The organism is Roseovarius marisflavi (assembly GCF_900142625.1).
Taxonomy (GTDB): Bacteria; Pseudomonadota; Alphaproteobacteria; order Rhodobacterales; family Rhodobacteraceae; genus Roseovarius; species Roseovarius marisflavi.
The window spans coordinates 76,199-100,489 of sequence record NZ_FRBN01000009.1 but is presented as its reverse complement, the minus strand read 5'-3'; the positions used below and the strand labels follow the sequence as shown (position 1 = coordinate 100,489).

The window sequence follows — 24,291 nt, the reverse complement described above, 5'->3', positions numbered from 1 at the left end:
CACGACAATCTTTCATAAGGACGCTTAAAAATGGCTCCCAAAGTACTCGTCTCCGACAAACTGTCTGAAACCGCTGTTCAGATTTTCCGTGATCGCGGCATTGAGGTTGATTTCCAGCCAGACCTTGGCAAGGACAAGGATAAACTGGCCGAGGTGATCGGCCAATATGATGGTCTTGCCATCCGCTCGGCCACCAAGGTGACAGCGAAAATTCTCGAAAACGCCACCAACCTCAAGGTGATCGCGCGTGCCGGTATCGGCACTGACAACATTGACAAAGAGGCCGCGTCGAAAAAGGGCGTGATCGTGATGAACACGCCGTTCGGCAACATGATCACCACCGCCGAACATGCCATCGCGATGATGTTCGCCGTTGCCCGCCAGATCCCCGAGGCCTCGGCCTCGACCCATGCCGGGAAATGGGAGAAATCCAAATTCATGGGGGTCGAGCTTACCGGCAAGACCCTTGGTGTGATCGGCGCCGGCAATATCGGCGGCATCGTCTGTGATCGTGCCCGCGGCCTCAAGATGAAGGTCGTGGCCTATGATCCCTTCCTGAGCCAGGAAAAAGCCGACAAGATGGGCGTCGAGAAGGTCGAAGAGCTTGACGAACTGCTCACGCGCGCGGATTTCATCACGCTGCATGTGCCGCTCACCGACCAGACCCGCAATATCCTGAGCCGCGAAAACCTTGAGAAAACCAAGAAGGGCGTGCGCATCATCAACTGTGCCCGTGGTGGCCTTGTCGACGAAGAAGCGCTGGCCGATCTGTTGAAATCCGGCCATGTTGCCGGAGCGGGCTTTGACGTGTTTGCAAACGAACCCGCGACCGAAAACCCGCTCTTTGGCCTGCCCAATGTGGTCTGCACGCCGCACCTTGGCGCCGCCACCACCGAAGCACAGGAAAACGTCGCCCTGCAAGTGGCCGAGCAAATGTCGGACTACCTTTTGACCGGTGCCGTGACCAACGCCCTCAACATGCCCTCGGTCACCGCCGAAGAGGCCAAGGTCATGGGCCCCTGGATCAAACTTGCCGATCACCTGGGCAATTTCATCGGCCAGATGACGAACGAGCCGATTAAGGCGATCAACATCCTTTACGACGGTGTGGTGTCCGAGATGAACCTCGGCGCGCTCAATTCTGCCGCCGTGGCGGGGATCATGAAATCGGTCAACCCCGAGGTCAACATGGTTTCGGCGCCCGTGGTGGCCAAGGAACGCGGCATCAAGATCAGCACCACCAAACAGGATAAATCCGGCGCGTTCGAGGGCTATATCAAGGTGACAGTGGTGACCGACAAGCGCGAGCGCTCGATCGGGGGCACGGTCTTCAGCGACGGCAAACCGCGGTTCATCCAGATCAAGGGCATCAATATCGACGCCGAAATCGGCCGCCACATGCTCTATACCACCAATGAGGACGTGCCCGGAATCATCGGCCTTCTGGGACAGACCATGGGCGAAAACGGCGTCAACATCGCCAACTTTACCCTTGGCCGCGCCGATGCGGGCGGCGAAGCGATCGCGCTGTTGTACGTCGATGCCCCGGTGCCGGACAAGGCAATCAAGGCGCTCGATGCAACCGGCAAGTTCCAGCAAATTCGCCAGCTGCACTTCGACGTCGGCTAACGCCAGACCTGCGCCGCCTTTCGGGGCGGCGCCTGTTTCTTTGTTCCGTGACTTTCATCTTTCCAGAAATACTCCGGGGGGATCGTCGCTTTGCGGCGATGGGGGCAGCGCCCCCTAAATCCCACTGGACATTTTGGGAAAGACAGGGCTTTTGTCCCGCATGACACATCCAATCTATACCATCCCCGACGTTCACGGGCAGGACGCCCTTCTTGAAGCCGCCTTGTCGCTGATCGAGGGCGAGGGCGGCCCCGACGCCGAAATCATATTCCTTGGCGATCTTGTCGACCGCGGCCCCGATAGCCGCGCGGTGATCGACCGGGTGATGCAGGCACAGGCGGACGGGCGCAACTGGACTGTGCTGCGCGGCAATCATGACCAGATGTTCATAGATTTCATCGAACGCGGCGATATCCACCCCACGCGCCTTCGCCCCGACCTGAGCTGGCTGCATCCGCGCCTTGGCGGGGATATCACGCTTGCATCTTACGGGGTGGTTTGCTCCGAAACCGATCCCAATCTCGAGGCCGCCCGCGCCGCTGTTCCGACCGCGCATATCGACTGGCTTGCCAGCCTGCCGCTGACCTATCAGATCGGCGAGCTTTTGTTTGTGCATGCCGGCATTCGCCCCGGCGTGCCGCTTGAGAATCAGGACCCGGATGATCTCATGTGGATCAGGGACGGTTTTCTGGACTATGAGGGCGAGTATCCCTGGCTCTTGGTGCATGGCCACACCGCCCTTGATATGCCGACCCATTTCGGCAACCGAATTGACCTTGATGGCGGCGCCGGTCGTGGTCGCGGCCTTTGGCCCGCCGTCTTCGAGGGCCGCGATTGCTGGCTTTTGTCCGACACCGGACGAATCCCCCTCACGCCTGCCCAATAGTCTCGCGGGCGCGTCGCGTTTTCCCTGTCTGCCCTGTTCAGAATTGCGAAAGGGCCGCATTGCCATAACCCGGTCAACCTCGCTAAGGTTGTGACAACTTAAAACCGAGGGACTGACATGACTGATATCGTAATTCTTGACGGCGCACGTACGGCAATTGGCACATTTGGCGGGGCCCTTGCGGGCACACCTCCGACGACCCTTGGCGCGATTGTCGCCAAAGAGGCGCTTGCGCGCTCGGGTGTCGAGGGCGGACAGATCGGGCATGTGGTCTTTGGTCATGTGATCAACACCGAACCGCGCGATATGTACGTGAGCCGCGTTGCCGCCATTGATGCCGGCATTCCAGACAGCGCCCCGGCGATGAACGTCAACCGCCTCTGTGGCTCTGGCGCTCAGGCAATTGTGTCGGCGGTACAGTCCCTGATGCTCAACGATGCGGATTTCGCCCTTGCCGGCGGGGTCGAGAATATGTCGCGCTCGCCCTTTATCGTCCCCGATCAACGCTGGGGCGCCAAAATGGGCGATGTCACGACGCGCGATATGATGCTGGGGGCGCTGAACTGTCCGTTTGGTACCGGCCATATGGGCGTCACGGCCGAGAATGTCGCCGCCGAGCATGACATCAGCCGCGCCGATCAGGATGCCTTTGCCCTTGAAAGCCAGCGCCGCGCCGGGGTTGCGATTTCCGAGGGGCATTTCAAATCCCAGATCGTCCCGGTCGAGGTTCGCGTCAAGCGCGACATGGTGCCCTTCGACACCGATGAGCACCCCAAGGCGACCACCGCCGAGGCGCTCGCAGGCCTGCGCACCGTGTTCCAGAAAGACGGCACCGTGACCGCCGGTAATGCCAGCGGTATCAATGACGGTGCCGCCGCCGTCGTCTTGGCGCGCGCCAGTGCAGCCGAGGCCGCCGGTCTCAAGCCGCGCGCCCGCGTGCTTGGCTATGCCCATGCCGGTGTGCGCCCCGAGGTGATGGGCATCGGCCCGGTGCCCGCAGTGCAAAAGCTGCTTGAGAAAACCGGTCTGAGTGTCGGTGATTTTGACCTGGTGGAATCAAACGAGGCCTTCGCGGCGCAGGCGCTTGCGGTCAACAAGGGGCTTGGCCTTGATCCTGCGCTTGTGAACCCCAATGGCGGCGCGATCGCGCTTGGCCATCCGGTTGGGGCCACCGGCGCAATTCTTGTCATCAAGGCGCTTTACGAGCTTGAGCGCACCGGCGGCAAACGCGCCATTATCACCATGTGCATCGGTGGTGGTCAGGGCATCGCCATCGCAATCGAGCGCCTCTGATCCCAAGACCCGCGCGGAATAATTCGCCGAAACTGGCAAGGCTTTAAGCAGTTCTTCACGACGATGTCGGATGGTAGCGACCTAACATCCCGGCATGGCGGAGGACAGGCATGAGCCTTGCCAATAAACTGGCAGAGGAACGGCGCGCCCGATTGGCCGCCGAACGGCTGCTGGAACAGAAACAGGCGGAGTTGCAATCCGCCAACCGAAAGCTGGGCAAGCACGCGCGCGCCCTGTCCCACGAGATTGTCGAAACCCGTGCGCAGGTTCAGACGGTTCGTGATGAAAATCAGCGCGTCAAATCCGACCTTCACGTTGCCAATCAAAAGGTTGAAATCGCCGAACGTCGCCTGTGGCATTCGATCGAAACGATTCAGGACGGGTTTGCCTTTTTCGACAATGACAGCCGCATGATCGCCGCCAATCAGGCCTGGATGGCGGTGTTTGACGGGCTCGAGGCGGTCGCACCGGGCGTCAGCTATATCGAGATTTTGCAATTCATCACCGAAGAAGGGATCGTGAACATCGGTGACATGACCCCGGTGGCGTGGCGCGAAAAGATGCTGGATCGCTGGCAATCCGCCTCGCCGGAACCCGAGGTGGTGCGGCTTTGGTCGGGTGAGTATATCAAGCTGATTGATCAGCGCGGCCATGGCGGCGATATGGTTAGTCTCGCGCTCAATATCTCCGATACGATCCGCTATGAAAAAGAGCTTCAAGAGGCGCGTCGCAAGGCCGAGACGGCCAACCGGGCCAAATCGTCCTTCCTTGCCAATATGAGCCATGAAATCCGCACCCCGATGAACGGGGTCGTGGGCATGGCCGAATTGCTGGGCGATACCGACCTTACCGACGAACAGCGCCTTTATGCGAGCACCATCAAGCATTCCGGCGAGGCGCTTTTGGTGATCATCAACGACGTTTTGGATTACTCGAAAATCGAGGCGGAAAAGCTTGTTCTGCATGAAGAACCGTTTGACCTTGAGCGGTGTATTCACGAGCTGATCACCCTGCTTCAGGCCAATGCCCGCGACAAGGGGCTCGAGCTTCTGGTCGATTACGACATGTTCCTGCCGACGCGGTTTGTCGGTGATCCGGGGCGTATCCGCCAGATCATGACCAACCTTCTGGGCAATGCGGTCAAGTTTACAGAGGCAGGGCATGTTCTGGTGCGTGTCACTGGGGTGCCGTCGCGAGAAGGTGAAAATGCCAGTATTCATATCGCGATAGAAGATACCGGTATCGGCATTCCAGCTGAGAAAATTGACCATATTTTTGGTGAGTTCAATCAGGTCGATGATGAAAGCAACCGCAAGTTCGAGGGCACCGGTCTTGGGTTGGCCATCTCGCAGAAACTGATCCGGATGATGGATGGCAAGATCTGGGTCGAATCCGAGCATGGCAAAGGCTCGACCTTCGGATTTTCGGTGTCGCTGCCTGTGGCCGAGGCAGAGCAGGAGGAGTGCCTGAGACTGCCCGAGGGCCTTGATCGCGCGATAATTGTCGAACCACAAGAGGTGACCCGTTCAATTCTGGAGCGCCAACTTGCGGTTCTGGGGATTGAGTCGGTCTGTTGCCAAAGTGGCGCCGAGGCCCTCGCGCAAATCGGCCCAGGCATTGATTTGGTCATCACCGATCACAACATGCCCCGAATGGACGGTATCGAGCTCGCCGAGGCCCTTCGCGAGGCAGGGCATACCATGCCGATTGTCCTGCTCAGTCACAACACCGGCTATGCGGAACAGGATCCCGGTCGGGTGCATTTACAGGCGGTTTTGCAAAAACCCGTGCCCCGGCGCGAGTTGTTCCACGCGCTTGCCGCTCTGGCGACGGGCAATGTGCCGGAACCGCAAGTGCCCGAAGAGCCAGAGGTTGACGATGCCCCCGGCCGCGCCATGCGGGTATTGGCCGCCGAGGACAACAAGACCAACCGCCTTGTGTTTTCCAAGATGATCAAATCCCTGGATATCGACCTCAAGTTTGCCGAAAACGGGCATGAGGCCCTGGCGTTCTTTCAATCCTTCAAACCCGACATCGTGTTCATGGACATCTCGATGCCCGGCATGGATGGCAAGGAGGCGACCCAGCATATCCGCCAGGTCGAGGCCGCAACCGGCGGCCATGTGCCGATCGTTGCGATGACCGCCCATGCGATGGAGGGCGATGAAAGTGGGATTTTGGCGGCCGGGCTTGATCATTACATGACCAAACCCCTGCGCAAGGACACCATAATCGACCATGTCATCGACGCCTGCCCGCCCGACGTGCGCCCGCCAGAGGGCGTGGCCGAGGATATTCAGGCCTCGGGGTAATCGCGCAGAAACACCCAATTGTCGCCTTTGGAAAGCCCTGCGTTATAGCGATATCCGCCGCTGTCAAAATCCTTTAGGGCCTGGGGATCGCTTAGGCGGTGCTGGATCATGAAGCGGGCCATCGCGCCACGCGCGCGCTTTGCGTAAAAGCTTACGATTTTGGGCGTGCCGGCCTTTTCTTCCATGAAGACCGGCGTAATCACCCGCAAGTTCAGTGCCGCCGGATCAACCGCGCCGAAATATTCCTGGCTGGCGCAATTCACCAGAATATCGCTGTCAACGGCCTCGGCCTGTGCGTTTAGGGCCTTGGAAATCCGGTCACCCCAATACTCATAAAGCGATTTTCCGTGATCGGTTTTCAAGCGGCTGCCCATTTCAAGGCGATAGGGCTGGATCGCGTCCAGAGGGCGCAACACCCCGTAAAGCCCCGACAAAATCCGAAGGTGGTCCTGTGCCCAGACCATTTCATCGGCGTCAAGCGATCCCGCCTCAAGCCCCTGATAGGTATCGCCGGCAAAGGCCAATGCGGCTGGCTTTTCGTCCATCTTGCCGAAATCGCCAAAGCGGTCGGCGTTCAGGCGCGCCAAATTCTCGCTGATCTTCATCAGCTTTTGAAGGTCGCCCACGCTTAGGCCGCGCGCCACCTCTGCAAGCTCGTCGGCGGCGGCCTGAAAGGCCGGGCGCGTCGGGCTGACACCGTCCACCGGGTCCATATCCATTTTCTTGGCGGGTGAGACAACAACCAGCATGCGCAAAATCCCCTTTTCAAGCGTTTGGTGTGATCTAGTGCGCCGCGCGCAGAACGTCCAGAAAGGCGGTGCCAAAACGTTCGGCGCGCTTGTCGCCAAGGATACGCTCCATTTCCTGTTCGGTGCTCGGGCGCGCGCTTGCCACCCGCGCCAAAAGCGTGGTCGAGCAACTGAGCGGCTTGTCGATTCCCGCCGCGCCGCGCGCCAGATCGCTCTGCGCCTGAAGCAGGCGGTCATAAACCTCGCCCGCATCGCGCCCGGCCAGTTTGCGCCGCGTCGGGTGCACGTGATCGGCGGCGCCATTGATCACCTCAAGAAAGGCATCGCCGTAGCGTTCAAGCTTTTTCGCGCCAACGCCACTTATTCGCGCCATCTGATCCAGAGAGGAAGGCCGGGTCTCGGCCATCTCGATCAGGGTGCGGTCGTTAAACACCACATAGGCGGGTACTTTGGCAGCCTCGGCAAGCCCCCGGCGCTTGGCCTTGAGCGCCGACAAAAGCGGCGCATCCTCGTCCGAGACAAGCGCGCGCACCGCCGGGCGGTTTGATTTGCTCACGAGAGTGTCGCGGCGCAGGGTAATGCCTTGTTCGTCGCGCAGGATCGGGCGGGCGGCCTCGGTCATGCACAGCGCGCCATGGCGTTCCACATCGGGGCGGATAAGGTCGTGCCCCATCATCTGGCGAAACACGCCTTGCCAGCCGCGCTTGTCGATATCGCGCCCGACGCCAAAGGTCGGCAGGGCATCATGCCCGCGCGCGCAAATCTTGTCGGTGGCATTGCCCATCAGGATATCAATCAGATGCCCCGCGCCGAACCTCTCTTCGGTGCGCAGGATCGCCGACAGCGCCTTGCGCACCGCCTCGGTGCCGTCAAAGGTCTCGGCGGGGGTGTCGCAAAGATCGCAAGTACCACAGGTAAATTCGGTTTCGCCGAAATACCGCAACAGTGTGGCGCGGCGGCATTCCAGCGCCTCGGCCAGCCCCAAAAGCGCGTTGAGCCGCCCGTGATCGGCCATCCGGCGTTCGGGCGGGGCAAGGCCTTCGTCAATCTGGCTGCGGCGCAGGCGGATATCGTCGGGGCCAAACAGCGTCAGCGTTTCGGCCGGCGCGCCATCGCGGCCAGAGCGGCCGATTTCCTGATAATAGGCCTCAATGGATTTCGGCAGATCGGCATGCGCGACCCAGCGGATATCGGGCTTGTCCACCCCCATGCCAAAGGCCACGGTCGCCACCACGATAAGCCCGTCCTCGGTGTTGAACCGGCCCTCGACATGGCGGCGATCCCCGGCCTCCATTCCGCCGTGATAGGCACAGGCGTTATGCCCCGCCTCGCCAAGCGCGCGCGCCAGCGTTTCGGTCTTGGCGCGGGTGCCGCAATAGACAATGCCCGACTGGCCCTTGCGGGCCTCGGCAAAGTCAAGGATCTGGCGGCGGGGGTTGTCCTTGGCGGCAAAGGCAAGGTGGATATTGGGGCGGTCAAAGCCGTGCAAAAAGGTCTGGGGCGGCTGGCCGTCAAACAGCTTCTGCACGATTTCTTCGCGGGTCTCGGCGTCGGCGGTGGCGGTAAAGGCGGCAAGCGGCACGTTCAACGCCTGTCGCAGCGCCCCGATCCGAAGGTAGTCGGGGCGAAAATCATGCCCCCATTGCGACACGCAATGCGCCTCGTCCACGGCGATCAGGCTTACGCCGATGCGGCGCAGCATCCCCATGGACGACCCGGCGGCAAGGCGCTCGGGCGCGATATAAAGCAGCTTGAGCCGCCCGTCTTCCAGCGCCTGCCAGACCTCGGCGGTCTCTTCATCGGTATTGCCAGAGGTCAACGCGCCGGCCTCGACCCCTGCTTCGCGCAGCGCACGCACCTGATCGCGCATCAGGGCAATCAGCGGCGAGATGACCACCGTTACCCCGTCGCGCATCAATGCAGGTAATTGAAAGCAAAGCGATTTGCCGCCACCTGTGGGCATGATGGCCAGAACGTTCTGACCGTCGGCCACGGCATCCACGATCTCTTCCTGCCCGGGGCGGAATGCATCATAGCCGAAAATATCGCGCAAAAGCGTGGCAGCGCCGGGCATGGCATATCCTGTAAGATTTGTTTTCTGCTCTTACCGGAATCTTTTCATACTACGAATCGGGGGACAACCCTTGATCAGTAGAACGCCGCCGCGTTGTTGATCAGGATGATGCGAAGCGCATAGACCGCGACCAGCACTACCAGCGGCGCAAGATCAATCCCCGACATGGCCGGAAGGAACCGGCGCACCTGGCTATAGATCGGCTCAAGCAACCGGTTGAGCCCGTACCAGACCTGCGCGACGAACTGTTGACGCAGGTTGAGCACCTGGAAATTGATCAGCCAGCTCATGATCACATGGGCGATGATGAAGAACCACACGATATCGAGGATAAGCATCAGGATCTGGAAAAGCGATTGCATAGAGAGGGTCCTTTGCACGAAACGCTTATGACCTAAGCGTGATGCGGCCAAAGCGCAAGGCTGACGCGCCGTTGTGGTTGACGGGCGCGCGCGCAGGCCTGACAAGGCCGCAAACGAAAGAGAGCGCCCATGTATCCCTTCCTGCGTCTGTTCTGGCAGCTTTTCATCACCCGCAACCTGCCGCGCCTGCCCCTGACGGGAACGCATGTGTCGCATCATTTCTGCATGCCCTGGGATATTGATCTGTGGCGCGAATTGAACAACGGGCGCACCCTGACGATCTATGATCTGGGGCGCATTCCGCTGGCCGGGCGTGTCGGGTTGATCAGCGCGCTGCGCCGCAAGCGCTGGGGCCTTGCGATTGCCGGGGCAAGCGTGCGCTATCGCCGCCGCATCCGCATGTTCGAAAAGATCGAGATGCGCTCGCGGGCGGTGTTCTGGGATGAGCGGTTTCTTTATTTCGAACAGTCGATGTGGAAGGCGAATGGCGACTGCGCCAATCACATCATCTATCGTGCTGCCGTGACCGGGCGCGAGGGGATCATCGCGCCCGGTGATGTGATGGCGACTATGAACCATCAGGAAGCCGCGCCAGAGGCCCCCGATTGGGTTGCCGCCTGGATCAAGGCCGACGCCCTGCGCCCCTGGCCCCCGATGCAGGCCCCCGAGGAATAGCTTGCGCGCGCGCCGCAACGCCTGTCATATCCCACCAAAGGCAAGGGAATGGGCATGGCAGAGATTTCACCGCGCAAACGGATCTGGGGCTGGTTTTTCTTTGATTGGGCAAGCCAACCCTATCACACCCTGCTGGTTACCTTTATCTTCGGGCCGTTCTTTGCCTCGATCGCGTCGGATTATTTCATCGCCTCCGGCCTGAGCGAAGGTCTGGCCGATGCGCGCGCACAAACGATGTGGTCCTATTGCCTGACGGTGACCGGGTTGCTGATCGGGCTTGGTGCGCCGATCATGGGGGCCTTTGCCGACACGACCGGCAAGCGGCTTCCTTGGATTGTTGCGTTTTCGGCGATGTATGTGCTGGGCGCGACGGCGCTGTGGTGGACCAACCCGGATGGCTCGAACCTGTGGTGGGGGCTGATGGCCTTTGGCTTTGGCTTTGTCGGCGCGGAATACGCGCTTATCTTCATCAACTCGCAACTGCCCTCGCTTGGGACGACCGAAGAGGTCGGGGATTTGTCCGGTTCGGGGTTTGCCTTTGGCTATCTCGGCGGGGTTCTGTCGCTGATGATCATGCTGTTGCTGTTTGTCGAACAACCGAGCGGTAAGACCCTGATCGGGCTGGCCCCGGCCTTTGGGTTTGATCCCGAACTGCGCGAAGGCACGCGGTTTGTCGGGCCGTTCACCGCGCTTTGGTTCGTGATCTTCATGGTGCCCTATTTCCTGTGGGTGCGGGATGTCGGCCCGCCCCGTCAGGGGCGCGGCGTAGGTGCGGCGCTTGGCATGCTTGCCAGGACCATCAAAGGCCTGCGTCACCGGATCAGCCTTAGCACCTATCTTGGCTCGTCGATGTTTTACCGCGACGCGTTGAACGGACTTTATGGGTTTGGCGGCACCTATGCGATCCTTGTGCTGAACTGGTCGATCGTGTCGGTGGGTATCTTTGGCATCATCGGCGCGATTTCCGCAGCTTTGTTTAGCTGGATCGGCGGCAAGGCGGACAAGGCCTTTGGCCCCAAGCCGGTGATCATTCTCGCGATCTGGGCATTGATCGCGGTTTGCGTGACAATTGTCGGCATGGACCGGACCCAGATTTTCGGCATCCCGCTTGGGGTGGGATCAAAACTGCCGGACATGATTTTCTTTGGCTGTGGTGTGCTTATTGGCGGCTTTGGCGGCATGCTTCAATCCGCCAGCCGCACGATGATGGTGCGCCATACCGATCCGGCGGCGCCGACCGAGAATTTCGGCCTTTACGGGCTATCAGGGCGCGCCACGGCATTCATGGCGCCAGCCCTGATCGGCCTTGTCACCACGCTTAGCGGCAGCGCGCGCATTGGGGTTTCCCCTGTCATTTTCCTTTTCCTGATCGGTCTTGTCCTGCTACGTTGGGTCAAATCCGAAGGGGACAGGGAAACATGGGCGGCTATCTCAGACTAAGCGTTCTTGTCATGGCTTTGGCGGGCTGCGTGCAATCCGCGCCAGAGCCGAAACCGTCCGGTACATTGTCAAGCCAGAGCATTCCCGCGTCGATGCGCGGGGTGCAGGCGAAACAGCTTTTCGGCGCGCATGGGCATGGCTCGGCGCAATCGCCCGCCCCGCTTGGCGGCTATGCCAAGGGCTGTATCGCTGGGGCGACGACCCTGCCGGAAACCGGCCCCACATGGCAGGCGATGCGCCTGAGCCGGAACCGCAACTGGGGCCACCCGGAAACCATTGACATGATCAAGACGCTGTCGCGCAAGGCCGCCGCGCAACCCGGTTGGAGCGGGCTTTATGTCGGCGACATTAGCCAGCCGCGCGGCGGGCCGATGATATCGGGGCACCGCAGCCATCAGATGGGTCTTGATGCCGATATCTGGCTCAAGCCCGCCGATAATCTCTCGCTTAGTCGCACGCAGCGCGAGAACATCTCGTCGATCTCGATGCGCCGCGCCAATGGTGCCTATACCAACAGCAGCTGGACGCGTGCCCATCATGAGATCGTCAAAGCCGCCGCGCAAGACCCGCGCACCGCACGGATATTCATCTTTCCCGGTGCCAAGGTGAAGATGTGCAACGATGAAAAGGGCGACCGGGCGTGGCTTCGCAAGGTGCGGCCGTGGTACGGGCATCACTATCATTTCCATGTGCGGCTGAACTGCCCGGACAACGTTTCGGGCTGTCAGCCGCAGGCGGCGCCGCCGCCCGGCGATGGCTGCGCCGAGGCGCAGGCATGGGTCCGCAACATCCTCAACCCGCCGCCGCCCGACCCGAATGCGCCCAAGCCCAAGCCGCGCCGCGAATTGACGATGCAGGACCTGCCGCGCCAATGTGTGGCCGTGTTGCAGGCACAATAACGCAGCATCCTGCGCATAAACCTTTGCCGACCACATCATTTTGTTTTGACAAACGCAAAATTTGTGGCAGTCTGAAGAAGAATTCAACAAGCGAAAGGAGGTGGTCCAGTGTCTACAGAGGTATTGGAGCGAGGTGTCGGAACAGTTCAGGAGAGCATCGTCTAGGGCAGCCCCGGGGCGAAAAAGCCATCCGAATTGGTGCGCCTAACCGGCCCACCTCCGCTAACTTCTAGAGGGCCGTTCCGGGATCGGGGCGGCCCTTTCGATTGGCTTTGGGCCGCTCGCGGTTTAAACTTGCGTCAAAGCATGTTGCTCAAAAGTGGGAACCGGTTTTGAGCTTCTGGAACATGCGAAATCAACACATTCTGAAACCGGAAAGTCGCATGCTGAAAATCAACGATCAGATCACGATTGCCGACTGGGAACTGACCGAGCAGTTCATGCGCGCCTCTGGCCCCGGCGGGCAGAACGTGAACAAGGTCAGCAGCGCGGTCGAGCTTCGCTTCGAGGCCGAGCGCTCGCCAAGCCTGCCTGATCCGGTCAAGGCGCGGCTGCGGCGACTTGCGGGGCGGCGCTGGTCGAAAGAGGGGGCTCTGATCATCCAGTGCGACGAAACCCGAAGCCAGGCCCGCAACCGCGAAATCGCCCGCGACCGGCTTGCCGCCCTGATCCTTGAGGCCACCCAAAAGCCAAAACGCCGGGTGGCGACGCGCCCGACTCTGGGGTCGAAAAAGCGCCGCCTCAAGGCCAAGAAGGTGCGCGGCGAGGTCAAGGCGATGCGGGGTCGCGTCGAGGGCGAAGAATAACGCAGCGTCCGGGGTGACAAGTGCCGGCCAAGACGGCATCCTGCGCCGGAATTCGACGTGTTGCGCGCTCTGGCTCCCACGTTTCGGATCGCGCTTTGAGGGAGGCCCGCCATGACCAACTATCCACATCTTCTTGCCCCGCTTGATCTGGGCCATGTGACGCTCAAGAACCGGGTTTTGATGGGCTCGATGCACACCGGCCTTGAGGAAACCAAGGATTGGAACCGGGTTGCCGAATTCTACGCCATCCGTGCGCGCGGCGGTGTTGGTCTGATGGTGACGGGCGGCATGGCGCCCAACCGCGAAGGCGGGGTGTTTCCCGGCGCGGCGGGTCTGTTTAGTGACGCCGATATCGCCAATCACCGGATCGTCACCGACCGGGTGCACGAGGCGGACGGGCGGATCGCGATGCAGATCCTGCATGCCGGGCGCTATGCCTATGGCCCCGAATGCGTGAGCGCCTCGCCAATCAAGTCGCCGATTTCCCCCTTTGCGCCCAAAGAACTGGATGAGGCGGGTATCGAAAAACAGATATCCGATATCGTCACCGCCACCACCCGCGCCCGCGAAGCGGGGTATGACGGGGTCGAGATCATGGGGTCCGAGGGTTATTTCCTGAACCAGTTTCTTGTCACCCACACCAACAAGCGCACCGACCGCTGGGGCGGGTCTTACGAAAACCGCATGCGTCTTCCGATCGAGGTGGTGCGGCGTGCGCGCGCGGCGGTGGGCGATGACTTTATCATCATCTATCGCCTGAGCATGATTGATCTTGTCCCCAACGGAAGCACCCATGAAGAGGTTGTGCAATTGGCCCAGGAGATCGAGCGCGCCGGGGCGACGATCATCAACACCGGCATCGGCTGGCACGAGGCGCGCATTCCGACGATTGCCACAAGCGTGCCGCGCGCGGGGTTTGCCTGGGTCACGCAAAAGCTGATGGGCAAGGTGGGCATCCCGGTGATCACCTCGAACCGGATCAACACGCCCGAGGTGGGCGAGAATATTCTGGCTGAGGGCGCCGCCGATATGGTCAGCATGGCGCGCCCGTTTCTGGCCGATCCCGATTTCGTCGCCAAGGCGGCGGCGGGGCGGGGCAAGACTATCGCGCCCTGTATTGCGTGCAATCAGGCCTGTCTTGATCACACCTTCAGCGGCAAGATAAGCTCCTGTCTGGTCAATCCGCAGGCCTGTTTTGAAACCGAGCTTTTGGTCAAGCCGACCGATAAGGTCAAAACCATCGCCGTTGTCGGCGCGGGGCCTGCCGGGCTTTCGGCGGCGATCACGGCGGCGGAGCGCGGGCATAAGGTAACGCTGTTTGATCGCGCCGACAGGATTGGTGGTCAGCTCAACATGGCGCGGGTCATTCCGGGCAAGGAAGAGTTTCACGGTCTGGTCGAATGGTTCGAAACCATGGTCGCCGAGGCGGGCGTAAACCTGCGTCTGGGGCAGGCGGTAAGTGCGCATGATCTTGACGGGTTCGACGAGGTGATCATCGCCACCGGCGTTATCCCGCGCGATCCCGGCATTCCCGGTGAGGATGGGCCGAACGTTCTGTCTTATATCGACGTGCTGCGCAACAAGGCGCCGGTCGGTCGCCGGGTGGCGGTGATCGGCGCGGGTGGCATCGGCTTTGATGTGGCCGAGTTCCTTGTGCATGACGGCCATAGCCCGACTGAGGATCTGTCTCTTTGGCGCACTGAATGGGGCGTCGGTGACCCGGCCGACACACGCGGCGGTCTGGCCGAGCAAGGCCCGCAACCCACGCCCCCGGCGCGCGAGGTTACGCTGCTTCAGCGCAAGGCAGAGGCCCCCGGCAAGCGGCTTGGCAAAACCACCGGATGGATTCACCGCGCGGCCTTGCGGATGAAGAACGTCAAGATGCTGGGCGGGGTGAATTACGAGCGGATCGACAACAGCGGCCTGCACATAAGCTTTGGCGAGGCGCGCGAAAAGCCGACCCTGATCGAGGCCGATACGATTGTTCTCTGCGCCGGTCAGCTGAGCGAGCGCAGCCTTGCCGATGCGTTGGAGGCGGCGGGCGTGGCCGTGCATGTCATCGGCGGCGCGGATGTTGCCGCCGAACTTGACGCCAAGCGCGCGATTGATCAGGGTACACGGCTGGCGGCGGCGCTCTAACGGCGGCTTGGTCCGCATGTGGCATGCGGGCCAAGCCAGCGGTGTTACTTCACCGTGATGGTGATCACCTCCGAGACCACGGGCGGGTCATGCGGCACGTGGTTCATGTCGCCCATGACCAGTTGCAGCGTGTGCTCCCCCGGTGCCAGATCGAGAGTGACCTCGGTCTGTCCGCCACCGAAGTGTTTGTGGTGATCATCCGCCGGGATGCCATAGGTCAGCTCTTCGGCGCCATCGGGGCCGTCACCAAGCGGCGGGCGGTCGATGAGCAGGTGATGATGGCCGGTCTTTTCCTTTTCGGTGCCTGCCGGGGCGACGCCCATGCCCGCGAGGCCAAAGTTGACCTTGACCGGGGCGCTTACGGTGTCGCCATCGGCGAGGTTGATAAAGTAGACTGCGGCACCTTCGGGCGCCGGGGTATCGCCGGCAAGCGCGGGCGCGGCCACCATCATAAAGGCGGCGGCGGTCATTGATAGAATGCGTTTCATGGTTAATCCTCCTGTCTCCACTGTAGCATAGGTAAGCCGCGCGATCGCGTATTCTCCTCATTGGGGCATTGTTTCCGCGTTTCCAGACACTGAACGATCCTGACAAAACCCAGATATTGTCTGGCCCATGCCCCAGTTGCGCCCGATTTCACGGTCAGAAAAGGGCCTGAGACGCAATTTAGAGGTACAAGCATGGATCGCCTTACGGAAATGGAGGCCTTTGCCACGGTGGTGGATCAGGGCGGGTTTACAGATGCGGCCCGCAAGATGGGTATCTCGAAATCGGCTGTGTCCAAGCATGTGTCCTCGCTTGAGGCCCGGCTTGGCGCGCGGCTTTTGAACCGCACAACCCGCCGCGTGAGCCCGACCGAGATTGGCCTTGCCTATTACGACCGGGCGCTAAGGGTTCTCAACGATGCTGGCGAGGCCGACGCCTTGGTAAGCTCGATGCAATCCGACCCGTCTGGCCTTCTGCGAATTTCCGTGGCAACCGATTTCGGGGTCAATCACCTCAGCCCGGTTTTGGGCAGTTTCCTTGATGAATTTCCCGATATTACCGTCAATATGGTCCTCAACAACCGCTATGTAGAGCTTATTTCAGAAGGCTTTGATATGGCGATCCGGATCGGCGAGCTGGAAGACAGCACGCTTCGGGCGCGCAAGTTGACCGAGACCACAAAGCGGATGATCGCAAGTCCGGCCTATCTTGAAAAATACGGCCAACCGCAGAAGATCGACGACCTGAACGAACACAAGCTCTTGCATTATTCAAGCCAGGCAGGCGGCGCCGTCTGGAAACTGACCGCGCCCTCGGGTGAAAAGCGCCAGGTGCGCACCGCCGGTGGCCTTTCGGTGAATGACGGCCAGTCGCTTTTGAATGCTGCGATTTCCGGGCTTGGCATCGCCTATCTGCCCAGCTTTCTCTATGCCAAGGCAATGGCCGATGGTCTTATCCTTGATGCGATGCCAGAGCTTCCGACCGAGACACAAGGCATTTACGCGGTCTATCCGCCGGGTCGCTTTACCCAGCCCAAGGTGCGCGCCTTCATTGATTTCCTCGTGCATTCCTTTGCCGAAAAAGGCCCCAACGAGTGGTAAGATTTTCCTCCCCGCCATTTATGGCCAACTTTGCCCCGGACGCCCCGCGCGTGCCGGGGTTTTTGTTGCTCTGACGGCGCGGTGCATCGCGCGAAAGATGACATCCGGGTCACGCAAAAATGAAAGCCCGGCGGGCGGTTTCCGTGCCGGTCCAATCCTGCTTCTGGCCTATAAGAGACCTCGTTTGGCGGTCGAAACCATGGCCGCCTAGCCCCGGATATTTTGAACTGAGGCCAAGGCGCAGACTTTGAGAAAAGGAACCGACATGGTTTTGAGAACTGTAATTGCCACTGGTATCGCCTGTGCCTGGGCCACGCTTGCCCCCGCGCGGGACGCGAACATGAGCTTTTTCATCACCAGTAAAGATCCCGGCCAAGGCGCGAACCTTGGCGGGCTTGCAGACGCCGATGCCTATTGCACCAAGCTGGCCGAGGCGGCGGGTATTACCGGCAAGGTTTGGGCCGCATACCTTTCGACAAGTGCTGAGAATGCGCGACCGCATTGGCACCTTGCAGGGCAATGCCTGTACCGACTGGACCAGCAGCGACAAGGGCACCGCGATGGTGGGCCATCATGATCGCACCGGCGGTGACGGTCTGTTTTACTGCTTTGCCAAAACCTAAAATCATCGGTGCCTCGGCATGCATCGTCGGGGCGCTTTTGTGCTCTGAACGCTCATGCACAGCGCCTGTGCGACGGATCGCAGTTGCCTTGGGCCCCTGATCGCCCCAGTTTACGCCTCAAGCAACTCATTAGGCGGAAAGGGATATCCAATGACCAACCTCAAACTTATGACGATTTCCGGATCACTGCGTAAAGGTTCTTATAACCGGATGCTTCTGGCCGAGGCCTCAGAGGCCTTTGGCCCGGCGGATGTGACCGAGGGCGACCTGAACCTGCCGCTCTATGACGGTGATCTTGAGGCCGAAAGCGGCGTGCCCGAAGCCGTGCAAACCCTGGCCCGGCAGATCAAGGATGCCGACGCGGTGGTGATTTCCGCGCCCGAGTACAACAAGGGCATCACTGGCGTTCTGAAAAACGCGCTGGATTGGATCAGTCGGGTCGAGGGCGCGGCCTTCAAGGACAAGCCGACGGTCGTTTTGTCGGCTGCGGCGGGGCGCAGCGGCGGAGAGACCGCGCAATTCATGACGCTGTCCTGCCTTACGCAATTGCAGGCGCGGTTGTTGCCGGGCACCTCGGTTCTGATTGCCGGGGCAATGAATGCCTTTGACGAGAACGGCAAACTCAAGGACAACACATCGCGCAAATTGCTGGCCACACGAATGGAGGCCCTGCGCGCCGAGGTGAGCTAACGCACGGTTCGCAAGAAAGTGTTTGGTCAGATATCTATCCGCATGGAATACTTCCCTCACTGAACTTTGTTTCAAGGGGGATCCATGCGGATAATCGCAATGTCGCTATGCCTGTTGGTGTCCGGGGCGTTCGGCGCACAGGCTTCAGAAGGCGAACGCATTCAAATCAAAGGCGAGATCATTGACACCTGGTGTTACTATTCCGGTGTCATGGGTGGCCCCGAGGCCGTGACCGGAAGCGCACATCACACCTGTGCGCTTTGGTGTTCGGCGGGGGGTATCCCGGTCGGCCTGTTGGCCGAGGATGGTACGGTTTACATGGTCCTCAAGATAGAGGGCGATGCAAATTCGGCCGGTGGCGACACACAGCTTAACCTTGCCAGTCATGAGATCACCGCCGATGGCATGCTCTATCAGCGTGACGGGTTGAATTATCTCGTGGTTGAAAAGGTGGTGACCGATCACGGCATCACCAATCTCAACCACGAAGATTACGGCCCGATCCCCGGCTTTGCCATCCCCGATCCGACCCAGTGAGGAGTGACCGGATGAAACGTTTGATAATGATACTGGCCATGCTTGCCTCGCCTGCCATGGCGCAGGATTTCTCGGAAGGGTCCGAGGCAAAAACATGGAACCTGTATGGCGAATCCCCGGCGCGCTTCGAGGCGAAAGTCGTCGATATCCTTTGCGAGATGACCGGCGATTGCGCGGCTGACTGTGGCGGCGGCACCCGCCAGCTTGGCCTGTTGCGCAAGGCCGACGCCGTGCTGGTCTTTCCCAACAAGAACGCTCAGGCGGCCTTTACCGGCGCGGCGTTGGAACTGGCACCGTTTTGCGGCAAGGAGGTCGAGGTTGACGGGCTGTTGATCACCGACGCGGACCTTGGGGCGATGAATGTCTATCTGGTTCAGAAAATCCGCACTCTGGGCGATGCCGAATGGACCGCCGCCAATCGCTGGACCAAGGAATGGGCCAAGGCCAACCCCGAGGCCAAGGGTAAAGGCCCGTGGTTCCGCCGTGATCCGCGCATCAAGGCCCAGATCGCCGCGCATGGTTATACCGGGACCGGGGCAGAGGCCGAAAAACCGTTTATCCAAGACTGGTTCGAATGAGGGGCGCGCCCCTGATATGCGCCCTCTTGCTCTGTTTCGCTGCAAGCGGCATTCTGGCGCATGGCACCGAAACCCATGCCGCGCCTGACTTGCCTGAACAAAGCGCGGCGGTCACGCCCTTGCCCTGGGATATCGGCGGGCCGTTTGCGCTTGTGGATCATACCGGCGCCGCGCGCACGGAGGCGGAGCCGGACGGCAAGATGCAGTTGGTATTTTTCGGCTATGCCAACTGTCCCGGCATCTGTAGCGCCGCATTGCCGATGATGGCCGATGTATCAGAGATTCTTGCGGCGCGCGATATCGCGGTCAGCCCGGTCTTGATCACGATTGATCCAAGCCTTGATACGGTCGCCACGATGGGCCCGGCCCTGGTCGAGATTTCGCAAGGTTTCATCGGCCTGACCGGAACACCCGAGGCGCTTGGCGTGGCCTATAAGGCCTTTCAGATCAGCTTTACCAAGATCATGGATGACCCCGAGCTTGGCCCGATCTATGCCCATGGCAGCCATATATATCTGCTGGATGGGGCGGGTAAGGTTCTGACGCTTCTGCCGCCGGTCCTGTCGCCGGATCAGGCCGCCGAGATCATCGCGAACTACGCGGGAATGTAGCGCGCAACACGGCGGAAAATGCAAAAGGCGGCACTTGTGCGCCGCCTTTCACAGGTGTCACATCGCGCGTTGATCAGGCGTCAAGCCAGACCTTTTCCAGATGCATTTCGCGGAACTGATGCACTTCGGCGTTTTTGACAGCCTCGGTGTGGTGTTTGGCCTGATCGCGCCAGAATGGCTGAATGATAGCGCCGCTGTCTTGCAACATTTTCTGAAGTTTCGCGGAATAGGCGCGCCGTTTGTCCGCATCGAAAATACCGACGGCCTCATCCAGAAGAGCATCGAATTCTGGATTTTCGTGGCCCGATTCATTCCAGGCCTCGCCCGATTTATAGGCCAGCGACAACACCTGAACCCCAAGCGGGCGGGGGCCCCAGTTGGTGGTCGAGAAGGGGTACTTGGTCCAGTCGTTCCAGAAGGAAGAGCCCGGAATAACCGTGCGTTTGATGTTAAACCCGGCCTCGCGAAGCTGTGCGCCAATCGCATCCGAGGTCACCGTGCGCCAGTCACCGTCAATCGAAATAAGCTCGATCTCGGTGTCGCCATGTCCTGCGGCGCGGGCCATTTCGATGGCTTTGGCCGGGTCGGCCTTGATCAGCGGCAACTCGGCATATTCCGGGTGGAACGGCGCGACATGGTGGTTTTCCGCTGCGGCGCCAAGGCCGTTGATGCCAAGTTGCAGGGCAATCTCGTTATCCACCGCAAGCTGGATCGCGTTGCGCAACTCTTTGCTGTCAAACGGGGCCGTGTCGGCGCGCATCCGGGCGACGATGGTGTTGGCGGTCGGTTTGGATTTCTTGACCAGACCAAGCGCGTCATAGGTTTCGACAAAATCGGCGGTGGATTCGTCGTTCATATCCACTTCGCCACCGTCAAATGCCGCAACAATGGCCGCATTATCGGTGCCAAAGTCGACAAAGCGCACGCCGTCCAGATAGACATCGCCGCCCCACCATGTGCCGTTTTCGCGCCGCTTCACCTCGGCCGAGTTGCCAATTTCAAGCGAGACAAGCTCGAACGGGCCGGTGCCGATCGGGGCGGTGGCAAGGTCACCATCATCGCCAAAGCTGCGATGTACGATCAGCGCCGGATAATCCGACATGCCCGCGATCAGCGTGATATCGGGGCGCGGCAGGTTCAGGCGAATTGTATAATCGTCAACCAGCTCAATCGCGCCGTCAAGCGCCTTGCCTGTTTCTTCGTCAATCAGAGACGCCATCCGCGAGGCCATCGAATTGCCTTCTGCCGCCTTGTCACACCAGCGATTGAGGTTGTGGATCACATCATCGGCGTCAAACGTGTCGCCATTGTTCCAGGTCACGCCTTTGCGCACATGCAGGGTGTAGGTCTTGGAATCGTCGCTCACGTCCCAGCCTTCAAGCAGCATCGGCTTAAAGCTGTAATCGACATCCCACCGCACCAGAGGCTCGCAGAACTGGCGCGCGATATTGCCTGGTTCGGTCCAGGCATATTTGCGCGGGTCGGTGATCTCCAAAACCCGCGAGGCCACGCGCAACACGCCGCCCTTCTTGCCCTCTTCGGCATGGGCAGCGGTCGGCACGGCAAGCCCCAAGAGGCCATAGGCAGCGGCGGATGTCGCGCCAAAGGTCGAGGCCAGAGCGATAAATTCGCGGCGGTTCATTTTACCGGCGCGGGTGTCTTCGGCCATCTTTTCAACGATCGGGCGCAGGGTGCCCTGCGGGTTATGGTCTGTCATGATTTCCTCCATGTGGGTGTTTTGGTGCCGATATGGCTGTCGTTTTCCGACTATTATAGCCGCAAGGGTAGCAGGTTCTTCAACCAGCGCCATTGGATTGTGACCGGCCGGATACCCTGATTTCATTCCGGTGCCGAGAGCGGCACGTTGCAAAGACTATCCGGTTTCCTCCGTCCTGATAGCCTGTTTGCGACAAAAGCCCGCCAAAATAGCTTGAGGCGGCGCGCGCGCAGGGCTAGATGAGCACCTATAAGGAGCAACGCCCATGAGCCTGAACACATTCGGTCACCTGTTTCGTTTCACCACCTGGGGCGAAAGCCATGGGCCGGCCCTTGGTGCAACTGTGGATGGCTGCCCTCCTGGGATCGCGCTTGATGAGGCCATGTTGCAGCACTGGCTCGACAAGCGCCGCCCCGGCCAGAACAAGAACATGACCCAACGCAACGAACCCGACGCTGTTCGTATTCTGTCGGGCGTTTACGAGGGTCAGAGCACCGGTACGCCGATCCAGCTGATGATCGAGAACACCGATCAGCGCTCCAAGGATTACGGTGATATTGCCCAGACCTTCCGCCCCGGTCACGCCGATATCACCTACCACCAGAAATACGGCCTGCGCGATCCGCGTGGCGGCGGGCGCAGCTCGGCGCGTGAAACCGCCGCGCGCGTTGCCGCCGGTGGCGTTGCGCGCGCGGCTCTGGCGTCGCTTGTGCCGGGGCTTGAGATCAAGGGCTATATGGTCGCCATGGGCGAGATGGAAATCGACCGCACCCGCTTTGACTGGGACGCGATTGACGGCAACGATTTCTGGATTCCCGACGCCGCCGCCGCCCCCGAATGGGAGGCGTATCTGCAAAAGCTGCGCAAGGCTCACAACTCGGTCGGTGCCGTGGTCGAAGTGGTGGCGCGCGGCGTGCCCGCCGGGCTTGGCGCGCCGATCTATGGCAAGCTCGATACCGATCTGGCCGCTGCGATGATGTCGATCAATGCCGTCAAAGGTGTTGAAATCGGCGAAGGCATGGCCGCCGCGCGCCTGACCGGCACCGATAACGCAGATGAGATTTTCATGGGCGAGAACGGGCCGGAATACGGATCAAACCACGCCGGCGGCATCCTTGGCGGGATTTCGACGGGGCAAGAGGTGGTTGTGCGCTTCGCGGTCAAGCCGACCTCGTCGATCCTGAGCCCGCGCCGCTCGATCCGCATTGACGGCAGCCCGATCGAGGTGGTGACCAAAGGGCGCCACGATCCTTGCGTCGGCATTCGGGCGGTTCCCGTGGGCGAAGCGATGATGGCCTGCGTGATGCTCGATCACCTGCTCTTGCACCGTGGTCAGGTCGGCGACGGCCCACACGGTCAGATTGGTTAGGATCGTTTTCTTTAAAAGAAAACGGCCCGGAATTTTTTGAAAATTCCGGGTGCCTAGATCCGGCCTTGGCGCGAAAGCTGCACCGCCAGAATGCCGCCCATGATCACCAGCACGCCGATCAGATCGCCAAGCCGCAGCGCCTCGCCCAGCAGCATGGCGGCGATGGCCACGCCGAAAAACGGGTTGAGAAAGTGGAACGTCGCCGCCCGCGTCGCACCGATTCGCTCGACCAGCAGGAACCACACAAGCGTGGCGGCAAGGCCGGGAATAAGCGTGGTATAGGCAAAGGCGGCGACAAGCTGCCAACTCCAGTCGATCAGGAGCGACTCGGTCGCAAGGCCAACCGTGCCCACCAGAACCGCACCGACAATCATCTGAAGCCCGACAACCATCAGGAAATTTCCCCCCGAGGCCGCGCCGCGCACCGACAAGGTGGCGAACGCAAGCGCAAAGACCGCAATTGCACAAAGGCTGACGCCGTAAAGGTCCATCCCCCCCTGAAGCCGTGCGCCCATGATGATCACCACCCCGGCGAGTCCGGCAAAAAGCCCGAAGATACCGATCTTGCCAAGCCGCTCGCCCAGGAACGCCCAGCTGATCAAGCCGACCAAAAGCGGCACGGTCGAGGCGATGATCGCGGCAAGGGATGCCTCGATGGTCTGCATCGCCACAAAGTTGAGGCCAAGATAAAGCGCGTTCTGACAGACGCCGAACACGATCGTCGCGCGCCATTGCGCCCGCGTCAGCCGCCAGGTCTGGCCGAGGATCAGGGCAATCGTGATTCCGATCACGCCGGAAATCAGAAACCGCAAGCCAAGCGCAGTCAGCGGGGGCGCGGCGGCCACGATGATGCGTGCCGAGGTAAACGCGCTGGACCACATAAGCGCAAACGCAAGCCCCATGACGATCGCGCGAATATCCATCAGTCAACTCCGTAAATGAAAAGGGCCGCCCCTGGGCGACCCTTTTACGAAACTTGTATCAAGTGCAAGCAGGCTCTAGCCGTTCACGCTATCCTTGAGCGCTTTGGCGATGGTCATTTTCACAACCTTGTCGGCCTCTTTCTTCATTTGCTCGCCGGTGGCAGGATTGCGCACCATACGCTCGGGGCGCTCGCGGCAATAGATTTTGCCAACGCCCGGAAGGGTCACGGCACCGCCTGCGGATACTTCTTTGGTGATGATCGCGATCACCGCATCCAGAGCGCCGGTGGCGGTTTTCTTGTCACTTCCCATTTCATCAGCCAGAGCAGCGACGAGTTGGGTTTTGGTCATCGGTTTTGCCATTTTATGGTCTCCTTCAACTGCCCTACCTAT

Annotated in this window: 23 protein-coding genes; 16 read left to right on the top strand and 7 right to left on the bottom strand. The window is 60.5% G+C overall.

The window, feature by feature from the left end:
• Positions 1–30 precede the first annotated feature (30 nt).
• From serA to BUB78_RS10080, 4 genes are all read left to right on the top strand, one after another.
• Complete coding sequence (gene serA, locus BUB78_RS10095) at positions 31–1,629, top strand: phosphoglycerate dehydrogenase (protein ID WP_073197714.1); 1,599 nt, start codon at positions 31–33, stop codon at positions 1,627–1,629.
• 160 nt (positions 1,630–1,789) lie between these two features.
• Positions 1,790–2,515: a metallophosphoesterase family protein gene (locus BUB78_RS10090; RefSeq protein WP_073197712.1), complete on the top strand. Its 726-nt coding sequence runs from the start codon at positions 1,790–1,792 to the stop codon at positions 2,513–2,515.
• Positions 2,516–2,632: 117 nt separating this feature from the next.
• Complete coding sequence (locus BUB78_RS10085; RefSeq protein WP_073197710.1) at positions 2,633–3,808, top strand: acetyl-CoA C-acyltransferase family protein; 1,176 nt, start codon at positions 2,633–2,635, stop codon at positions 3,806–3,808.
• 110 nt (positions 3,809–3,918) lie between these two features.
• Positions 3,919–6,120: a response regulator gene (locus BUB78_RS10080; RefSeq protein ID WP_073197708.1), complete on the top strand. Its 2,202-nt coding sequence runs from the start codon at positions 3,919–3,921 to the stop codon at positions 6,118–6,120.
• Here BUB78_RS10080 and yaaA read toward each other — a convergent pair.
• The 3 genes from yaaA to BUB78_RS10065 form a co-directional block, all read right to left on the bottom strand.
• On the bottom strand, positions 6,105–6,869 hold the full coding sequence (gene yaaA / locus BUB78_RS10075; protein ID WP_073197705.1) for a peroxide stress protein YaaA: 765 nt from the start codon (positions 6,867–6,869) through the stop codon (positions 6,105–6,107). The two genes, BUB78_RS10080 and yaaA, sit on opposite strands and share 16 nt — an antisense overlap.
• A 34-nt stretch (positions 6,870–6,903) precedes the next feature.
• A complete protein-coding gene (gene recQ, locus BUB78_RS10070) occupies positions 6,904–8,943 on the bottom strand; it encodes a DNA helicase RecQ (protein WP_073197702.1) in 2,040 nt (679 codons plus the stop codon).
• Between the two features lie 74 nt (positions 8,944–9,017).
• Positions 9,018–9,305 (bottom strand): YggT family protein, encoded by a 288-nt coding sequence (locus BUB78_RS10065; RefSeq protein WP_073197700.1) that lies wholly within the window; start codon positions 9,303–9,305, stop codon positions 9,018–9,020.
• 129 nt (positions 9,306–9,434) lie between these two features.
• Between BUB78_RS10065 and BUB78_RS10060 the strand changes: the two genes are divergently transcribed.
• From BUB78_RS10060 to BUB78_RS10040, 5 genes are all read left to right on the top strand, one after another.
• Positions 9,435–9,980 (top strand): acyl-CoA thioesterase, encoded by a 546-nt coding sequence (locus BUB78_RS10060; protein ID WP_073197698.1) that lies wholly within the window; start codon positions 9,435–9,437, stop codon positions 9,978–9,980.
• Between the two features lie 54 nt (positions 9,981–10,034).
• Positions 10,035–11,420: an MFS transporter gene (locus BUB78_RS10055; RefSeq protein ID WP_073197797.1), complete on the top strand. Its 1,386-nt coding sequence runs from the start codon at positions 10,035–10,037 to the stop codon at positions 11,418–11,420.
• On the top strand, positions 11,399–12,319 hold the full coding sequence (gene mepA, locus BUB78_RS10050) for a penicillin-insensitive murein endopeptidase (protein WP_073197695.1): 921 nt from the start codon (positions 11,399–11,401) through the stop codon (positions 12,317–12,319). The genes BUB78_RS10055 and mepA overlap by 22 nt, the downstream gene beginning before the upstream one ends.
• 383 nt (positions 12,320–12,702) lie before the next feature.
• Positions 12,703–13,125, top strand: a complete 423-nt coding sequence (arfB, locus tag BUB78_RS10045) for an alternative ribosome rescue aminoacyl-tRNA hydrolase ArfB (protein ID WP_073197794.1) — start codon at positions 12,703–12,705, stop codon at positions 13,123–13,125.
• Between the two features lie 111 nt (positions 13,126–13,236).
• Entirely contained in the window at positions 13,237–15,264 is a 2,028-nt protein-coding gene (locus tag BUB78_RS10040; protein WP_073197693.1) for an NADPH-dependent 2,4-dienoyl-CoA reductase, read from the top strand.
• A gap of 44 nt (positions 15,265–15,308) precedes the next feature.
• Here the strand turns inward: BUB78_RS10040 and BUB78_RS10035 are convergent, their stop codons facing one another.
• Positions 15,309–15,752, bottom strand: a complete 444-nt coding sequence (locus BUB78_RS10035; RefSeq protein ID WP_073197691.1) for a DUF4399 domain-containing protein — start codon at positions 15,750–15,752, stop codon at positions 15,309–15,311.
• Positions 15,753–15,944: 192 nt separating this feature from the next.
• On the opposite strand from BUB78_RS10035, the gene BUB78_RS10030 reads away from it, so the two are divergent.
• The 6 genes from BUB78_RS10030 (at position 15,945) to BUB78_RS10010 (ending at position 19,889) form a co-directional block, all read left to right on the top strand.
• Positions 15,945–16,850 (top strand): LysR family transcriptional regulator, encoded by a 906-nt coding sequence (locus BUB78_RS10030; RefSeq protein ID WP_073197688.1) that lies wholly within the window; start codon positions 15,945–15,947, stop codon positions 16,848–16,850.
• Positions 16,851–17,338: 488 nt separating this feature from the next.
• Entirely contained in the window at positions 17,339–17,473 is a 135-nt protein-coding gene (locus tag BUB78_RS21395) for a hypothetical protein (RefSeq protein ID WP_281248863.1), read from the top strand.
• A 150-nt stretch (positions 17,474–17,623) separates the two neighbouring features.
• The gene (locus BUB78_RS10025) at positions 17,624–18,163 is read left to right on the top strand and encodes an NADPH-dependent FMN reductase (protein WP_073197686.1); all 540 of its coding nucleotides are present in this window, start codon (positions 17,624–17,626) and stop codon (positions 18,161–18,163) included.
• An 84-nt stretch (positions 18,164–18,247) separates the two neighbouring features.
• Positions 18,248–18,700 (top strand): hypothetical protein, encoded by a 453-nt coding sequence (locus BUB78_RS10020; protein ID WP_073197683.1) that lies wholly within the window; start codon positions 18,248–18,250, stop codon positions 18,698–18,700.
• 11 nt (positions 18,701–18,711) lie between these two features.
• Entirely contained in the window at positions 18,712–19,278 is a 567-nt protein-coding gene (locus tag BUB78_RS10015; protein WP_073197681.1) for a hypothetical protein, read from the top strand.
• Positions 19,275–19,889 carry an SCO family protein gene (locus BUB78_RS10010; protein WP_073197679.1) on the top strand — a complete coding sequence of 205 codons (615 nt, stop codon included), beginning with the start codon at positions 19,275–19,277 and terminating at the stop codon, positions 19,887–19,889. The genes BUB78_RS10015 and BUB78_RS10010 overlap by 4 nt, the downstream gene beginning before the upstream one ends.
• A 73-nt stretch (positions 19,890–19,962) precedes the next feature.
• Here the strand turns inward: BUB78_RS10010 and BUB78_RS10005 are convergent, their stop codons facing one another.
• Entirely contained in the window at positions 19,963–21,606 is a 1,644-nt protein-coding gene (locus BUB78_RS10005) for an ABC transporter substrate-binding protein (RefSeq protein WP_073197792.1), read from the bottom strand.
• A gap of 265 nt (positions 21,607–21,871) precedes the next feature.
• Here BUB78_RS10005 and aroC point away from each other — a divergent pair, with 265 nt between their 5' ends.
• Positions 21,872–22,975, top strand: a complete 1,104-nt coding sequence (gene aroC, locus BUB78_RS10000; protein WP_073197676.1) for a chorismate synthase — start codon at positions 21,872–21,874, stop codon at positions 22,973–22,975.
• A 53-nt stretch (positions 22,976–23,028) separates the two neighbouring features.
• Here aroC and BUB78_RS09995 read toward each other — a convergent pair whose 3' ends face one another.
• Positions 23,029–23,898, bottom strand: a complete 870-nt coding sequence (locus BUB78_RS09995) for a DMT family transporter (protein WP_073197674.1) — start codon at positions 23,896–23,898, stop codon at positions 23,029–23,031.
• Between the two features lie 75 nt (positions 23,899–23,973).
• Entirely contained in the window at positions 23,974–24,261 is a 288-nt protein-coding gene (locus BUB78_RS09990; RefSeq protein ID WP_073197672.1) for an HU family DNA-binding protein, read from the bottom strand.
• Positions 24,262–24,291: the final 30 nt, after the last annotated feature.

Excerpts from the sequence above, each read along its gene's own strand:
- serA (WP_073197714.1), top strand. The coding sequence starts at position 31 with ATGGCTCCCAAAGTACTCGTCTCCGACAAACTGTCTGAAACCGCTGTT.
- BUB78_RS10090 (WP_073197712.1), top strand. The coding sequence starts at position 1,790 with ATGACACATCCAATCTATACCATCCCCGACGTTCACGGGCAGGACGCC.
- BUB78_RS10085 (WP_073197710.1), top strand. The coding sequence starts at position 2,633 with ATGACTGATATCGTAATTCTTGACGGCGCACGTACGGCAATTGGCACA.
- BUB78_RS10080 (WP_073197708.1), top strand. The coding sequence starts at position 3,919 with ATGAGCCTTGCCAATAAACTGGCAGAGGAACGGCGCGCCCGATTGGCC.
- yaaA (WP_073197705.1), bottom strand. The coding sequence starts at position 6,869 with ATGCTGGTTGTTGTCTCACCCGCCAAGAAAATGGATATGGACCCGGTG.
- recQ (WP_073197702.1), bottom strand. The coding sequence starts at position 8,943 with ATGCCCGGCGCTGCCACGCTTTTGCGCGATATTTTCGGCTATGATGCA.
- BUB78_RS10065 (WP_073197700.1), bottom strand. The coding sequence starts at position 9,305 with ATGCAATCGCTTTTCCAGATCCTGATGCTTATCCTCGATATCGTGTGG.
- BUB78_RS10060 (WP_073197698.1), top strand. The coding sequence starts at position 9,435 with ATGTATCCCTTCCTGCGTCTGTTCTGGCAGCTTTTCATCACCCGCAAC.
- BUB78_RS10055 (WP_073197797.1), top strand. The coding sequence starts at position 10,035 with ATGGCAGAGATTTCACCGCGCAAACGGATCTGGGGCTGGTTTTTCTTT.
- mepA (WP_073197695.1), top strand. The coding sequence starts at position 11,399 with ATGGGCGGCTATCTCAGACTAAGCGTTCTTGTCATGGCTTTGGCGGGC.
- arfB (WP_073197794.1), top strand. The coding sequence starts at position 12,703 with ATGCTGAAAATCAACGATCAGATCACGATTGCCGACTGGGAACTGACC.
- BUB78_RS10040 (WP_073197693.1), top strand. The coding sequence starts at position 13,237 with ATGACCAACTATCCACATCTTCTTGCCCCGCTTGATCTGGGCCATGTG.
- BUB78_RS10035 (WP_073197691.1), bottom strand. The coding sequence starts at position 15,752 with ATGAAACGCATTCTATCAATGACCGCCGCCGCCTTTATGATGGTGGCC.
- BUB78_RS10030 (WP_073197688.1), top strand. The coding sequence starts at position 15,945 with ATGGATCGCCTTACGGAAATGGAGGCCTTTGCCACGGTGGTGGATCAG.
- BUB78_RS21395 (WP_281248863.1), top strand. The coding sequence starts at position 17,339 with ATGCGCGACCGCATTGGCACCTTGCAGGGCAATGCCTGTACCGACTGG.
- BUB78_RS10025 (WP_073197686.1), top strand. The coding sequence starts at position 17,624 with ATGACCAACCTCAAACTTATGACGATTTCCGGATCACTGCGTAAAGGT.
- BUB78_RS10020 (WP_073197683.1), top strand. The coding sequence starts at position 18,248 with ATGCGGATAATCGCAATGTCGCTATGCCTGTTGGTGTCCGGGGCGTTC.
- BUB78_RS10015 (WP_073197681.1), top strand. The coding sequence starts at position 18,712 with ATGAAACGTTTGATAATGATACTGGCCATGCTTGCCTCGCCTGCCATG.
- BUB78_RS10010 (WP_073197679.1), top strand. The coding sequence starts at position 19,275 with ATGAGGGGCGCGCCCCTGATATGCGCCCTCTTGCTCTGTTTCGCTGCA.
- BUB78_RS10005 (WP_073197792.1), bottom strand. The coding sequence starts at position 21,606 with ATGACAGACCATAACCCGCAGGGCACCCTGCGCCCGATCGTTGAAAAG.
- aroC (WP_073197676.1), top strand. The coding sequence starts at position 21,872 with ATGAGCCTGAACACATTCGGTCACCTGTTTCGTTTCACCACCTGGGGC.
- BUB78_RS09995 (WP_073197674.1), bottom strand. The coding sequence starts at position 23,898 with ATGGATATTCGCGCGATCGTCATGGGGCTTGCGTTTGCGCTTATGTGG.
- BUB78_RS09990 (WP_073197672.1), bottom strand. The coding sequence starts at position 24,261 with ATGGCAAAACCGATGACCAAAACCCAACTCGTCGCTGCTCTGGCTGAT.